Source organism: Rodentibacter trehalosifermentans, assembly GCF_002000545.1.
Lineage (GTDB): Bacteria > Pseudomonadota > Gammaproteobacteria > Enterobacterales > Pasteurellaceae > Rodentibacter > Rodentibacter trehalosifermentans.
The window spans coordinates 1-15246 of sequence record NZ_MLHL01000092.1; the positions used below are offsets into that span (position 1 = coordinate 1).

General features: G+C 36.2%; 18 protein-coding genes. 5 read left to right on the plus strand and 13 right to left on the minus strand.

Annotation, left to right across the window (positions count from 1 at the left end):
* Positions 1-274: 274 nt before the first annotated feature.
* Positions 275-1168, minus strand: a complete 894-nt coding sequence (locus BKK52_RS12455) for a LysR family transcriptional regulator (RefSeq protein ID WP_077478827.1) — start codon at positions 1166-1168, stop codon at positions 275-277.
* Between the two features lie 96 nt (positions 1169-1264).
* Between BKK52_RS12455 and topA the strand changes: the two genes are divergently transcribed.
* Positions 1265-3871, plus strand: a complete 2607-nt coding sequence (gene topA / locus BKK52_RS12460; RefSeq protein ID WP_077478828.1) for a type I DNA topoisomerase — start codon at positions 1265-1267, stop codon at positions 3869-3871.
* Positions 3872-4172: 301 nt separating this feature from the next.
* Here the strand turns inward: topA and ftnA are convergent, their stop codons facing one another.
* The 8 genes from ftnA to BKK52_RS12505 form a co-directional block, all read right to left on the minus strand.
* Positions 4173-4673 (minus strand): non-heme ferritin, encoded by a 501-nt coding sequence (gene ftnA, locus BKK52_RS12470; RefSeq protein WP_077478829.1) that lies wholly within the window; start codon positions 4671-4673, stop codon positions 4173-4175.
* Positions 4674-5435: 762 nt separating this feature from the next.
* A complete protein-coding gene (locus BKK52_RS12475; RefSeq protein ID WP_077478830.1) occupies positions 5436-5783 on the minus strand; it encodes a hypothetical protein in 348 nt (115 codons plus the stop codon).
* A gap of 105 nt (positions 5784-5888) precedes the next feature.
* Entirely contained in the window at positions 5889-6110 is a 222-nt protein-coding gene (locus tag BKK52_RS12480; protein ID WP_077478831.1) for an EexN family lipoprotein, read from the minus strand.
* Between the two features lie 41 nt (positions 6111-6151).
* Positions 6152-7276: a type II secretion system protein GspD gene (locus BKK52_RS12485; RefSeq protein ID WP_077478832.1), complete on the minus strand. Its 1125-nt coding sequence runs from the start codon at positions 7274-7276 to the stop codon at positions 6152-6154.
* Positions 7273-8310, minus strand: coding sequence for a zonular occludens toxin family protein (locus BKK52_RS12490; protein ID WP_077478833.1), 1038 nt, complete (start codon positions 8308-8310; stop codon positions 7273-7275). Before BKK52_RS12490 ends, BKK52_RS12485 begins: the two co-directional genes overlap by 4 nt.
* An 8-nt stretch (positions 8311-8318) precedes the next feature.
* The gene (locus BKK52_RS12495) at positions 8319-8615 is read right to left on the minus strand and encodes a DUF2523 family protein (protein WP_077478834.1); all 297 of its coding nucleotides are present in this window, start codon (positions 8613-8615) and stop codon (positions 8319-8321) included.
* Between the two features lie 9 nt (positions 8616-8624).
* The gene (locus BKK52_RS12500; protein ID WP_077478835.1) at positions 8625-8975 is read right to left on the minus strand and encodes a hypothetical protein; all 351 of its coding nucleotides are present in this window, start codon (positions 8973-8975) and stop codon (positions 8625-8627) included.
* Between the two features lie 31 nt (positions 8976-9006).
* Positions 9007-9999 carry a phage/plasmid replication domain-containing protein gene (locus tag BKK52_RS12505; RefSeq protein WP_143531428.1) on the minus strand — a complete coding sequence of 331 codons (993 nt, stop codon included), beginning with the start codon at positions 9997-9999 and terminating at the stop codon, positions 9007-9009.
* A gap of 81 nt (positions 10000-10080) precedes the next feature.
* On the opposite strand from BKK52_RS12505, the gene BKK52_RS12510 reads away from it, so the two are divergent.
* The 4 genes from BKK52_RS12510 (at position 10081) to BKK52_RS12525 (ending at position 11224) form a co-directional block, all read left to right on the plus strand.
* Entirely contained in the window at positions 10081-10266 is a 186-nt protein-coding gene (locus BKK52_RS12510) for a hypothetical protein (protein ID WP_039709495.1), read from the plus strand.
* Positions 10263-10727: a hypothetical protein gene (locus BKK52_RS12515; protein WP_077478836.1), complete on the plus strand. Its 465-nt coding sequence runs from the start codon at positions 10263-10265 to the stop codon at positions 10725-10727. Before BKK52_RS12510 ends, BKK52_RS12515 begins: the two co-directional genes overlap by 4 nt.
* An 89-nt stretch (positions 10728-10816) precedes the next feature.
* Complete coding sequence (locus BKK52_RS12520; protein WP_077474284.1) at positions 10817-11002, plus strand: hypothetical protein; 186 nt, start codon at positions 10817-10819, stop codon at positions 11000-11002.
* A gap of 12 nt (positions 11003-11014) precedes the next feature.
* Complete coding sequence (locus tag BKK52_RS12525; protein WP_077474285.1) at positions 11015-11224, plus strand: hypothetical protein; 210 nt, start codon at positions 11015-11017, stop codon at positions 11222-11224.
* Here the strand turns inward: BKK52_RS12525 and BKK52_RS12530 are convergent, their stop codons facing one another.
* The 4 genes from BKK52_RS12530 to BKK52_RS12545 form a co-directional block, all read right to left on the minus strand.
* A complete protein-coding gene (locus tag BKK52_RS12530; RefSeq protein ID WP_077474286.1) occupies positions 11225-11512 on the minus strand; it encodes a hypothetical protein in 288 nt (95 codons plus the stop codon).
* Between the two features lie 617 nt (positions 11513-12129).
* Positions 12130-12366, minus strand: a complete 237-nt coding sequence (locus BKK52_RS12535) for a DUF2523 family protein (protein WP_077474287.1) — start codon at positions 12364-12366, stop codon at positions 12130-12132.
* Positions 12367-12622: 256 nt separating this feature from the next.
* On the minus strand, positions 12623-14044 hold the full coding sequence (sbcB, locus tag BKK52_RS12540; RefSeq protein ID WP_077478837.1) for an exodeoxyribonuclease I: 1422 nt from the start codon (positions 14042-14044) through the stop codon (positions 12623-12625).
* A gap of 13 nt (positions 14045-14057) precedes the next feature.
* The gene (locus BKK52_RS12545) at positions 14058-14933 is read right to left on the minus strand and encodes a hypothetical protein (RefSeq protein WP_077421072.1); all 876 of its coding nucleotides are present in this window, start codon (positions 14931-14933) and stop codon (positions 14058-14060) included.
* Positions 14934-15246: the final 313 nt, after the last annotated feature.

Sequence of the window (15246 nt, forward strand, 5' to 3'; positions counted from 1 at the left end):
GTGGCGTTTGTGCCTTATGCCGATGGCATTTGGAACATTTTTTACCGTTTTCATTTTCTCGGTCAAATGGACGAACGAGAAAAGAAAATAAAACCCGCCACACAGTGGCACCAGCAACCCAACAAAATGTAAACGATGTCCTTAGGGAAATATGTAAATGATGTTTGGGTTGTACAGATAGCCAATAGTTTTGTGCAAGTGCGACATAACACCGTAATTTTTTCACCAAAAACAGCTAAAAATTTAACCGCACGTTTATTAATGATTGTAAAAATTACATTTCAGAGCAAAGGCCTAAACTTGTTAAAAACTCAATAAATGCTCTGACTTTTGCCGGTAAATGTCGACGGTTTGGATAAACCACATGAATTTCCAATTCTTGCTGTTTATATTCCGGTAACACTTCCACTAATTCTCCGGTTTTAAAGGCATCATCTAAAATAAAACGAGGTAAATTCACAATGCCCAGTCCTGCCTTTGCCATATCCAATAACGCTAAACCATTATTGCTCACCACTTTTGATTGAATTTTAAAACGTTGGGTTTGATTTAGCTTTGCGCCTTGCCAGTTCACTTGGTTTAATGTGCTTTTATAAAGCAACCCTTCGTGCTGCTCTAAATCCTTGGGGGTGGTAGGTATGCCGCATCGCTCCAGATAACGGGGAGAGGCGGCAAAGTGAAGGGTGGAGGTGCTAATTTTACGGGCAACGAGAGAACTATCTTGCATATAACCAATGCGTAAAGCAAGGTCGTAACCTTCTGCAAACAAATCTATTTTTTTATCGTTAAATTCTACTTCAACATGTAAATTCGGGTGTGCGGCAATAAACATCGGGAGATTTGGAGAGATGAATAATAAGCCGAAATCCCGTGGTACTGAAATAGCTAAATTACCTTGTAGGCTCGTTGTCATGTTGCTAATGCTTGCATCTGCTTCATCTAAATCCTGCAAAATACCTTGGCAACGTTGGTAATACATCATACCGGCTTCTGTCGGTATAATTTTTCTTGTAGTACGTTGTAATAAACGTGTTTTGAGATGCTCTTCGAGCTGAGAAACTAATTTGCTTGCCATGGCAACAGACATACTTTGCTGTATTGCCGCTTGTGTAAAACTTTGCGTTTCGACAACCTTGCAAAAAATAGAAATCGCATTGAGTTTATCCATTTATATCCCTTTTTTTAAAAAAAGCTTGATTTTGCTAGCGTAAGTTTGCACTATACCGCCAATTTTACAAAATGCTAGCAAAAATTAGGTAATCAAATGACGAAATCTTTGGTGATTGTTGAGTCACCGGCAAAAGCGAAAACCATTAATAAATATCTTGGTAATCAATATGTGGTGAAATCCAGTGTTGGGCATATTCGTGATTTACCTACCGTGGGGACAAGCACCGGTGAAAAAGCGAAACCCGTTTCAACAAAAGGGCTGAATGCAGAGGAAAAAGCAAAACTAAAAGCAGAAAAGGAACGCAATGCCTTGGTAAAACGAATGGGGATAGATCCTTACCATGATTGGAAAGCGAATTATCAAATTCTGCCGGGTAAAGAAAAAGTAGTTTCTGAATTAAAAAATCTTGCCAAAAAAGCCGATCACATTTATCTCGCAACGGATTTGGATAGAGAAGGGGAAGCCATTGCTTGGCATTTAAGAGAGGTTATTGGCGGTGATGATGCGCGTTTTAGTCGCGTGGTGTTTAATGAAATTACTAAAAATGCGATAAAACAAGCTTTCGAGAAACCGGAACTGTTGAATATGGATCGCGTTAATGCTCAACAAACCCGCCGATTTTTAGATCGAGTTGTCGGCTTTATGGTTTCGCCACTGCTATGGAAAAAAGTCGCCCGTGGGTTATCTGCCGGACGGGTTCAATCCGTTGCAGTAAAATTATTGGTTGAACGTGAACGGGAAATTAAAGCCTTCCAACCGGAAGAATATTGGGAAGTCGCGGTGCTAACCCAAACTTCAGGGAAAGAGGCGATTCGCTTGGCGGTGAGTGATTATCAGGGCAAAAAATTTGACCCTAAAAATCAGAAAGCGGCACAAAGTGCGGTTGATTTTCTCAATGTTTCTGATTACGTTGTCACAGATTTAGACACTAAACCAACCAGCTCACGCCCACGAGCTCCTTTTATTACTTCAACATTGCAACAAACAGCCAGCACCCGTTTGAGCTTTGGCGTGAAAAAAACCATGATGTTGGCTCAACGTCTTTATGAGGCGGGGTATATTACTTATATGCGTACCGACTCAACAAATTTGAGCCAAGATGCACTTAATATGGCACGTCGCTATATCGAAAATCACTTTGGTGCAGCCTATTTACCGGCAAAACCAAATTTTTATTCCAGTAAAGAAAATGCTCAAGAAGCCCATGAAGCCATTCGTCCATCAGATGTGAATACCTTACCGGAACATTTGGAAGGCATGGATAAAGATGCTGTACGTCTTTATGATTTAATTTGGCGTCAATTTTTAGCCTGTCAAATGCCGCCAGCCCAATATGATAGCAGTACACTGACTGTTACCGCAGGTGATTACACTTTAAAAGCAAAAGGTCGAATTCTTCGTTTTGACGGTTGGACGAAAGTCTTACCACAAATCGGAAAAAATCCTGAAGATCAAGAATTACCCGCTGTAATTGTTTCAGAAAAATTGGCATTAAAGGAAGTACAACCCAGCCAACATTTCACGAAACCACCGGCCCGTTTTACGGAGGCGGCCTTAGTCAAAGAATTGGAAAAGCGGGGGATTGGGCGACCTTCCACTTATGCGGCAATCATTTCCACAATTCAAGAACGTGGTTATGTGAGAACGGAAAACCGCCGTTTTTATGCTGAAAAAATGGGAGAAATTGTTACCGATAGACTTAATGAATCTTTTGGTGATTTGATGAATTATGATTTTACTGCCAATATGGAAAATGTGCTTGACCAAATTGCTTCAGGTTCGGCAAATTGGAAGGCAGAATTAAATCAATTTTTTAAAGATTTTTCGAATCAACTGTCAAAAGCGGAACTGGATGAACTTGAAGGGGGAATGCGCCCGAATAGTTTGGTTGAAACCAATATTAAATGCCCAACCTGTGGCAGAAATATGGCGATTCGTACTGCAAGCACCGGCGTGTTTTTAGGTTGTACCGGTTATGCACTACCGCCTAAAGAACGCTGCAAAACGACAATTAATTTAATTCCGGAAGCGGAGTTACTTAATGTTTTAGATGAATCATCTGAAACAAAAGCATTGATGGAGCGTAAACGTTGTCCAAAATGTGATACGGCAATGGATAGCTATGTCATCGATGCAAATCGTAAAATCCACATTTGCGGTAATAATCCAAATTGTGATGGTTATTTGATTGAGGAAGGTTCTTTTAAAATCAAAGGCTATGACGGACCTATTGTTGAATGTGATAAATGTGGTGCAGATATGCATTTAAAATTAGGGCGTTTCGGCAAATATATGGCCTGTACAAAGTGCGATAACACCCGCAAAATTTTGAAAAACGGTGAAGTGGCACCACCGAAAGAAGAACCGGTACATTTCCCTGAATTGAAATGTGAAAAATCGGATGCGTATTTTGTATTGCGTGATGGGGCAAGTGGGGTGTTTATGTCTGCTCATAATTTCCCTAAATCACGGGAAACCCGCCCAGCAAAAGTCGCAGAACTTGCCTTATATCGGGATCGCTTGCCGGAAAAATTGGCTTATCTTGCCGATGCCCCTTTAAACGATCCTGAAGGGAATGAGGCAATTATTCGTTTCAGCCGCAAAGAGAAAAAGCAATACGTTACGTCTGAGAAAAACGGTAAGGCCACAAAATGGATTGTTGATTTTATTGGCGGAAAATGGGTTGAACGAAAAAAATAGACAATCAAAGTCGAAGAGCAAAGTGCGGTTAACATCACCGCACTTTTTCTTTTGGGTGGATTTGATCCCTCAATAAAACGGATTGATTACTAGGAGTATTGCTAACTCTTTTTATAGTATAGTGATGATTAATGATGATGCTCCGATTTCGGAGGAAGACTATCCAAGCCTTTTCCTACAGGGAGAATTAATGTGGAATAGTTCGCTGAATTTGGCAAAGCGTTTCTTTTAATTTGTGAAATAATCACAAAAATACGGCCATAAAACACAATGTTAAATGACCGCTCGAAAATAGCGAATGTTAAAGGGTTGATTCTGCTAGTTTGCCTAAATCTTTATCTATTAAGAATAAGCCTTTGCCATCATTACCAAGTAAATTCAACTTATCTAAAATTCCACTAAATAATTTTTCTTCTTCATGCTGTTCTGCCACATACCACTGCAAGAAATCAAATGTAGAGTAGTCTTTGTGGGCAAAAGTCACTTCAACCAATTCATTAATTTTTGATGTCACGAATTTCTCATGCTCAAGTGTGATTTCAAATATTTCTTTTAGTGATTGATAGTCATTTTTAGGGGCTTCAATTTTTCCTAAAAGTGGCATACCGCTTGTTTCGCTCACATACTGGAACAACTTTTGCATATGTTCCATTTCTTCATCGGCATGACGAAGTAAAAATGCAGCAGCCCCCTCATAACCGTGTTTTGAGCACCAAGCACTCATTTGTAAATACACATTAGAAGAGTAGAACTCAAGATTAATTTGCTCGTTTAGTTTGTCTGTAATTGCTTGATTAAGCATAACGCACTCCTTTTCATGTTGATAAACAAAACCCCTTGAACTAGGGCAATCATTTTAGAGAGTAAAATGAGAATTTTCAAGCTAGAATTTTAAAATTTATAGACTAACTCATTAATTTTAAATAAAAAAATAACAATATCAATTCTCATTAAGGTTGTAATGAAAGGCGATGTAACAACGTCACATAACGAACATAGAAATTTTCTTATTTTGCTTTCTTTTCTTTTAATTTACAGTGGATCAATAACTTCTTGCGTTCATCCTTAAAAACCAAGAAAACGAAGCAGCTGAATTTTGCTTGTCATTTAGAAAATCTCATCAATCAACAGATGAATAACGTTATCCTCAACAAAAATCGAAATAGCGTTATTTCTAATAAAAAGTCAGCCATTTTTTACCTGTTAAAAAATAGTGGGGGAAATGGATTTCACTTACCAACAAAATCAAACAAGCAAAAGTGACTTATTATTACATTCAATTTAACATAATATACATTATGCGAAATTAGTTATCAGGTAAGTGAAAGCTACGGATTAATAAAATCACAGAGTTATGCACAGGTCACAAATACTAGTTAAACAGGACAAATAAAGTGATTTTTAAGCCTTGTAACGGCTTTTTGAGGAGTTTTATTGAATGGTTGAGGTTGATTGTCAATGCTTTGTAAAGCATTTTGAGAAAAAAAACAGCAAGTAATAAGGCATAAAAAAGCCACGTCCTCGCATAGCTGCGGGCGTAGCTTTTTTATGCCTTTTTAAGATTCTATTTAGAACTCAAAAATTCTACATATTTTAGTAAAATTTTATCCAATCCTTTAATCTGTTCATCGTAGTCTAATTCATAGCGATATTTGATATAGTTTTTGTCTAATGGAAATTCCTTTGCGTTTTCAAACAATCTACGAAATACAGTTAAATCCGTCATATCTTGCTCTATTTGCTTTGTTGCTATTAGACAATTTCCGTAATCACCACAAGATATTTTGAATAATGTTGCATAAGCATGTTTGGCAATAACAACTAACCTATGTTTCTCTACAGTAAGATAATCAGCTCCTCCGTCATAAAAAGCCCTCATTGGATCATAGAAATACTCACTGTTTGCTTTCATTTTTACTACCGCCTTTCGCTTCGCTCCAGTTGCTGAAGTCAAAAAATAATCTAAAGCAAGTTTAGATTATTTTTTAACTTTCCATAAAAGTTACGTTGTATCTTTCTACGGTCTTAGCCCCGAATTACTTGGAGCCCACAAAATTGCACTAGCTGCATTCTGGCAATTTTCCTTTTTAGTAGAGGTCATCGTATCCCTATTTTTGCAGACATCTACAACTTTACGGACTTCATCCAAGTTTTTTGAATAATAGGCTTTTGTTTTTACTGGCTCTGAACAAGCAACAATACCAAAAACTAAAGCGAAAATAGGTAAAATTTTATTCATTATATTTCTCCTTTATGAATTTTAGCGGCTAAAATTATAGTTTATAACTCTTTCACCTGCAAAAGAACAATAATATCTGTCTTTGTACTCGATTTTGACTTCCCTGTTAGCCAACCTTTTGGCAGAAATGAAAATCCAGTCTCCCCCTCTGTTAGTTTATTTTCAGCAAGTCCGCCTAAAACAATCACATCACCATTTTTTACTGTAACATCGGTAACAATATCTCGTTTTATCAAGGTTGGAGACTGATTAACTCCTGTATCGGTTTTGACAAAATTTGATAGTTGTTGCTGAATTTTCAAATCAATGGCTTGATTCTTGATGGTTGGTTGAATATCAAAGATAACACCAGAAGAACGGTATTCTATGGCTTGAATAGGTCTTCCATCTTGATAAGTGAGATTAGATAAAACAGGTACATCAGACCCTACAGAGAAATTCCCTTTTGACCCTGATTTAACCCTTAAAGTTGGACTACTCACGACTTGAAAACGGCTATCTGTGCGAAATAGCTCTATCATTGCATCTAAATTACCAGCATTGACAGTGATAAAATTTTCATAGTTTTGTTTATAGCCAATGTTAATACCAAGTTTACCCGATAACAATTTCGCCAATAAGTTAATGCCGCTTCCCTCTTTTTCAATATCTTGTACTTCAAAAACATAACCTGTTACCACAACCTCTTTAGATTTTGTATCAACAGATTTTAATACACTTTTCGCTCTTGCTATCTCTTCAGTTGTGCCGTAAAAAACGAGTTTATCGCCACTGGCTGAAACTGCCCCTTCTCCTTGAACAAATTGAGCAAGATATTCAGTATCACGGTGAATGGGATTATAAACAAAGCTCTTTTTAACAATTTTGGCAGGTTTGGGCTCAACGTGGGCAATATAAACCACGCCTTTTTTCTCATATACTTTGATATTCATATTGTCAAAATAGCGTTCAATGAACTGATTAAAGTCTTGTTTTTCAGTCGTATGAAAGCTAATTAATCTGGTATCTCCAGCCAATTTAGGATCAAGCATATAAGGCTTTTCCAAGACCTCATCATAAATCATTGATATTGCTTTAGGTAATGGGACGGCTTCCAATTTAAAATCTATATGTTTTGCACAAACGCCAAAGGATAATAGCAACATTGCCCATAAATATTTTTTCATTTTTCTACTCCCGAATAATAATTAACTATTTGACTATCAATTTCTCCTTGCAACATTCGCCCACTAAATTGAAATTGACTTCGAGGCTCTAAGCGTAGATTTCCTTGATTATCGGCAAGAATAACAAAAGCATTGCCATTCTTGGTTAATTCTCCTGTTATTCGCCATTTATCCGACAACTTCAGGTGAATAGGTGGATAAAAAGACGAGTTTAGTATTTTACCTTGTGATGTGGTTACCGATTTTTCTTCCTGTTTCGTTGGTGTTAATGCTTTAGATGAGGTTTCTTGTTCACTCGGAAAAAAAGATTTAAACGCATAAATACCGACAATGAATAATATGAGAACAAAGGCAATCATTGCTTTGAACTGAAAAGATTTCAGAATATTCCCCCGACCATCAACGACATTTTCTTTCCCATTTTCACCATCATAGCTTTTGTACAACTGAAAAATCTCTTTATCATATTTACGTTGTAGTTGAAGTGTTCTATTCGTCTTTGTGGTCTTTGCACCTGTAAAAATATCAACCCGATAGCGATTCGACATACCTAAGGCTGTCAGCTTTGACATTTGATAAGTCATTTCAATACGATCTTTAATAAATCGGGGTAATTGTGAAATAGATTGATTGATAACAACCAAATCACAGCATTCACCTGTTATTTCATGCGTAAAATGGCGATGTTCAGCTAAAAAAGAGCGATGATTTTCATGAATTTTATCGCTCGGAAAAATACGCCAGACTTCATCAAGACAAATTAAATCGCCTGCATTACAAACTGTTTCAGTTGCCCCTTTGTAAGGAAAAAAATCAGGTTGTTGGCAAATTTCATCCGTGACACTGATAAATTCACCTAGATTACTCTCTTTATCACCTTTTTTAATACAGTAATGGGTCAGTTTTTCCTGCGTTACCCCCTCAATATTGCTGACAATACGGCGACCTTTTCTAAAATGCTCAAGAATGACCAAACTAACCACTTCATAAGACTTACCACTCCCAGGAATACCGACATATGCTAAAATTGCCATAATCTCCCCTAACCTATTATTGGAATACGTCTAATAATGAAACGAGCAACCATAGCTGATAGATATAAAGATATACCAAAAGGCACTTTAAATAATTCTAAAAAATACCAAACATCATTAGGTAAATAATTAAATAGTGTTTGAAAATTAACGTTTAATTCCTGTGGGACAAATAAATTAATAATTTCCGGTACAAATTCTGTTGTTACATAAAATAACGCAAAAAATACAAAGAACTTAGCAACAACACCTTTAAATACAAAACCTAATAACCCACTTAACAAACGTAAAATAAGATTTCCCATATTTTTCTCCTATGCACTTAATAGCCGTCTCACCGCAATAATTGACCAAATCAATACAAATACTGATGAAAACAAATTACGGTTTTTCTCCAACAAGTTACAATGTCCATCTATCGTATAAGTCCGATTTAATGCATCAAATGACCACGTCGGACAACTAGCCCCTTTCTCTTGAATATGTAATTTTTGAAATTCGGGGAAAAATTGTTTTAATGGTTCGAGAATTTGCCGTGCTGTCGGTGATTCTAATTCAGGGTATTCTAATTCTGACATATCAACGTCTTCATCAAATTTCTCATCATTAGGGCGAGGATTTGGGGTTGGATTAGGTGATGGTGATACATTGTAATCAAATTCCAATTTATCGCCTGTTCCAGCCTTAGTAAATAAATCAGCATAAGTTGGACTTATATTGGCGATTTCTTAAACCTAATTCTTTCCCACTGACCCATAACATTGCGTAATAAGCTGATGTTGTCGCTTTTCTTAAAGTATCAACAACACCTTGAGAAACTAATTGTTCTGCTATTGTTTCCAAATCATATTTGCTCACACTTAATTTTTTATACATGTTCATAAACTCCACCTGTAAGTTTTCTAATTTCGTAAAATCACTTAATCCCCAATAACATAAATTTTCACGCTGCAAATATCTTGATTTCAGTTTTTGTTCAAAACGTACTACTCCATTTTTCTCACAATAATCATAAACATCTTTGTAATATTTGAATTCGTTAGAATGTTCGCCAAATTTATTTTTTATCTTGTCGTAAGAATGAAGCCGTAACTCTTCGTGTTTGATATAACAACTTGGATAAATAAGATTTGCTGAACCTTTTGCACTTAACCAATCCACTGTACAGCCATTAGTATGTAAACGACCAATAGAATTTCGATAACGCATTTGAGAAAGAGCTTTTAAAAATGTACGTTCATTTCCCAGACCTACAGCCTTATTTGTTGTAATATCAAGCCGTTTAATAATTGCTCCATTGGAAAATTTTGATACTTTTGAACCATCCTCTCCTTGTCGATAGAAAATTTCAGTGCAGCGTGTAAATTGAGGTAAACGAAGAGAATATAGAATTGAATTAAAGCAAGCGACACAACTATCAATAGAATCAAAACCCAAAATATTTTCAAGTCTATTCCAACGGCTTGGGTTACCTGACATACGAATAACGGAGCCTGATATTTTTATGCTGACTTGATCGCAATAACTGCCTTTATGATGATATGTACCAGTTCTCACGCCTGTTTGCATTTCACCAGTATCTAAATGAATCCCAATCATACCGAAATCAAAAATAGAACAAAGAACCGCATTCGGAATATCAAACCCGAAATCCTGCTCTATTTCTAACCAGTCAATAAAAAAATCCATTAAAACACCTATAAACAAAGAAAAACTTTTTTTCTAAGAAATGATATGATTTTTTCAAAATGTAATGTAAAGGATAAAGTAATGCCAACTAAACATATTGATGATTTGACCTGGAAAAAAGTACAAGAGGAACATGTGAAAGCCGTTGTTTTAACCAAAATGAGTATCAAAGACACAGAAATCCTAAAAATCTTAATTAAAAAAGGTCTAGAAAACATCACAGAAGAAGACTACATAAATTTCGCAAATAAAAAGGAAAATAAATGAAGTATTTCAGACTGTCTTATGACACAAGACAACTCAGTAAAAAGAATATTGAACTTATAAACAACATCATTATTACTGAATTAGGAAACGCAGGATTTTCTGTACCTGAACAAACACACATTACATTAGATTTTCCTATTCCACACACGCTAGCATTTGAACAGCATATTTTTTTTGAGATATCTGAAAATCAATGCGATGAAGAAAAGATCATGCTATTTAGAAAAATGGCCAGAGAATACTTTGAACTTATTAGCCTAAATGTTGGTATATCTAAAATGGGAACTTACGATATCTATACTGATAAAGAAATATACCAAAGACAAGTGAAATTAATCGTTGATAACTATTTACTAGCGACTGCAGATTATGAAGATGAACGCTATATCAACGATATTTTGGATAGTAATCAATTTTTAAAGGAGTGGTTAAACCTACAAAATGGCTATCACTCGAAATAAGAAAAGTGCAGAATATTGCACCAAAGTTCGGGTGTAACAGAACTCCCGAACTTTTTATGAATAATTTTAACAACCAAAAGGAGGCTAATATGCCAAGTGATCACAAATATTTTAACAAAAGCCAAGACCATGAATTAGAGTATGTGCTAAGAAAACATGAATTAAAAACTACTCAAAGAAATAAGGATACCCTTATTTCTTTAGTACCTAATAACTCAACACATGAAGAAGTGGATGAAATTATCCAAAAAAACATTGTAAGATTTGAAAAATAAAAGGAGAAATTTATGAGTAAATTTGAAGTTCACTTTGAACAACGTTATAGAAATCAACAAGGTAAAATTGAAACTAAAGAAGAAATGTACACTGCAACTTGCGAATCTGATGTTATTGCTGTCAGAATTGTAGATGACTACTATTCTACTGTCTCAAAATTCAATGGCAAAGATGAAGTACTAAAACCATCTATCCTTAAAATCATCAAAATAAACAGCTAATCAACGCCTACTAAAAAATCTCTGTTTTGGTTGATAACGATACTTTCGGACAAAATCATTTAAATCAACAGGAACTGATGAATTTGTCAGTTCCTTCAAAAATTCCCCTAAATGCTCCATTTGCTCAAATCTCGCTTGTGTCTGCTCTGCTGTTTCTAATCTGTCAAAAACAAAACGGATCTCAACAGTATCATAACTAAATCTGATATGGTGCTCTGTTTGTTTCAAGAGTTTTACAGCCTCATAAAAATGCCGTGGAGTGATATGTTGAATGGTAATATTTGACATAAATTCAATAACTTATAATTTCGCATAACAGCGGATTATGTGTAAATTCTCGTGCGGTGTTTCGCCAATTATACTGCACTTCGAATTCAACATAATCCGAAAAATCATTATGCGAAATTAGTTATCAGGTAAGCGAAAGCTACGGGTTAATAAAATCACAGAGTTATGCACAGGTCACAGATACTAGTTAAACAAGACAAACAAAGCGGATTTTTAGCGCTGTAACGCTTCAATAACGCATTTTATCGACTAATCAAGGTAATCAGTCAAGATTTTGTAAAGATGCGTATAGTGCGTTTTACGGCGTTTTAGTGAGACATTAAGATTTTTGTTTTTCGGCAGGGGCGGTAAATAGTCAGTGATTTTTAAAACTGACAGCACCGCAAGACGGTCAATTTTTCAAATGACATCGAGCAAGGTTACCGGGCAAATCCGCCGGTTTGCCCTACCATTTTTCGCAAGCGAAAAATAATGAGATAAAAAAAGTGCGGTTGAAATTAACCGCACTTAATTTAAATTTGTGACAACGTTATCTTCATCACCTTGCACGACTTCATAGGTTTTGCCGCTTCCGGGGATTCCAATATACGCATTAATCGCCATTTCTTTCTCCTACCCTATATAGGAGTACGACGAATATTGAATAAGGATAAAAAATAAAGCACCATACTTGGTAGTCCATTGAATAATTGAGATATGTTAGAAATCGCTTCATTTGCGCCAATTAAATCAAATAATATTGATGTAAATTCGGCAACGATAAAATACAATGCAAAGAATGCAAAAAATTTAGGGATAGTTTTACTAAATATAAAAACTAATGCACCTTTTAAAAAAACAAGTATTACCCTCATATCTCCCCCCCATTAGGCTGACAAAATTATTCTAAATGCAGAAATGTAATAGATTAATAACATTATTGAAGCAAACATTGTAGTTATTTTTTTTCAGCAGCACTTCTAAAAGCTATTTTGCAACTCAGGATAAAGCAAATGTGGTGGTTCCTGAGAGGAATAAACCTGAAAACGACAATATAAATCACTGAGGTATTTGGGCATGAAAAAAGCATACTCGTTTCCGAATATGCTCTTATTGTGATGTTGTCACAATTTAACCGAGTAATTTAACCCCATAGTCATAGATTTGTTGCAACAAGGCTAATTTTTCCGGATTATTGGCGTGTTCATTGGCAAGGTGTTGCAAGCTGGTTTCAAAATCAATAGCACGCTGTTCCAGTTTCCGTTGGCGGTATTTCTGCCATTTGAGCTGTTCTGAACGCGTTAAGGTTTTATAAAAATGTCTGGCTCGATAATGGAACAATAAATCCGCTATGCGTTTATCTTCAAAGGCTAAACCGTGTTCAGCTAATTTTTCTGCCGGTAATTGACGTAATATTGCCATATTATTTTTATCAGCATGGCTGAAAAAGCCATTATAAAGCTCGGTTTCAACATTATCGCTTGGCTCAAATTGCCGTTCTTCGGTAAATATATCCGTTACTTTTTCCCGGATATCAAAAGAGGCGCGTAATTTAGCTAAATTCTCTAAGCATAATTGGCGATCTATACCTAAACGTTGCGCATTTTCCGGTAATAAGGTTTTTGCCGGTGCAAGAATTGGGCATTTATTTATATGTACAAGTTTTAAAGGCACCGAAGGCACTTCCCTTTTTTCTAATTCAGATTTTTTAGTGTATAAATCATGACGTAATTCATCTGCACTTTTCGTCAATAAATGCCCAATATCGCCGGCTAAATCACAAACGATCACGGCATTTTGATTGGTTGGATGCCAAGCTAATGGTGCAATCCAAGTGCAGTTTCCACGATAATTCCCAAGCATACCGGAAACATGGACTAATGGTGTCATTTCCGCCGTGTCAATGAGCTTTTCTATTTCTTTTTTGCCGCGATTATCAAAAAAATATTGAAATAATTTAGGCTGTTTTTCTTTGATTAATTTTGCCATGGCGATGGTGGCATAAACATCAGACATCGCATCATGAGCATTTTCATGTGCGATATTATTGGCTTTTGTGAGGTTTTCTAATTTAAAATTTGGCACGCCTTGTTCATCAACACACCATTGAATCCCCTCCGGACGCAAGGCATAACAGGCACGGACTAAATCCAATAAATCCCAGCGGGAATTGCCATTTTTCCAGCTATATTCATAAGGATCGATAAAATTTCGATAAAAGGTATAACGTGTCATTTCATCATCATAACGAATATTGTTATACCCCATCACACAAGTATTTGGCTGAGAAAATTCTGCCAAAATTCTTTCTGCAAATTCCGGTTCAGGTATGCCTTTTTCATTACATTCTTGAGGGGTAATCCCGGTAACCATCACCGCTTCAGGAGAAGGCAAATAATCATTGGTTTGCTTGCAATAAAGCATGACCGGCTCGCCGATAATATTAAAATCGGCATCAGTACGAATGCCCGCAAACTGCGCGGGACGATCTATTGCCGGGCTAATGCCAAAGCTTTCATAATCATAAATGAAGAAGCTAAAATTATTTGCCATACTACTCTCTTTATTATGGAATGAATTTATCTAGATAGTATAAGCAAAAAATTGCCATTAAACTAAATAGAATTCCTAATCCATTGATTTTACTAATTTTCTCTTTAAAAATAAGCGCACCGGTAATAGTGCCAAGGCAAATTACGCCGATGTTCATTCCGGCAAAAACTAATGTTGGGTTACTGCCAAAACTTTGGTGTGCTTTAATATAAAAGAGAATATTAAAGAAATTTAATACGCCTAGAAGCACCCCGCCAAGGAAACTTGGCACAGTCCATTGTGTTCTTTTCAGCACTAAATAGATAAACATGACACAAGCGGCAAGTGAAAAGGAAACAAACAGTGTTGCCGGAAATGCCCCGCCACTTTTGGCGACTTGTTTAAATAAAATATCAATAATGCCATAACCGAACCACACACCGATCAAGCCCAAAATGCCTTTAAAATTGACCGCACTTTTATCTTGATTTGGTTTCGTCAGCAAACAAAACAGGCCGATAAATGCGAAGAAAATCCCAACAATTTTTGATTGGCTAAGTGTTTCATGAAAAATGAAAAATGCCGCTAAGATAGGCAAAAATAATGAAAGACGCTGTGCGGCATCAGAACGCACGATCCCCGCAAATTCTACGGCTTTTGACATAATAATAAATACACTTGGTAATAATAGCCCCAACGCCAAAAAAAGAGGAGAATGCTCACTTTGAGCAATAAAATCGGTAAAGGCGAGACCTTTAAAATCGGGTTTTAATAGAAAATAGCTGAATGTGATTGCAACGAGATAATTGAAGGCAATTGCCTGCTCAATAATGATGTTTTTTTTACGGGCTACTTTAAGTAGCACAGATACGGCAACACTGCAAAAAATCGCAAGAATGAGGTTGTGCATAATAATCCTTAATAATTTGTTCAACAGTAAAATAAAGTCAAAGTGCGGTCAAAATTCATGAATTTTCTGGTGTTATGTAGCAGCTGCATAATAGATAATTTTTCGTTCCCTCCTTTTACGGGGCGCCAGGTATATCCTAAGGGGAATTGCAACAAAGTTGCAAAAACTCGGTGAAAAATAACCTCACTTCCCCCCCCCTCCGCCTGCAGCACCTGTACAACCCAAACATCATTTACATATTTCCCTAAGGACATCGTTTACATTTTGTTGGGTTGCTGGTGCCACTGTGTGGCGGGTTTTATTTTCTTTTCTC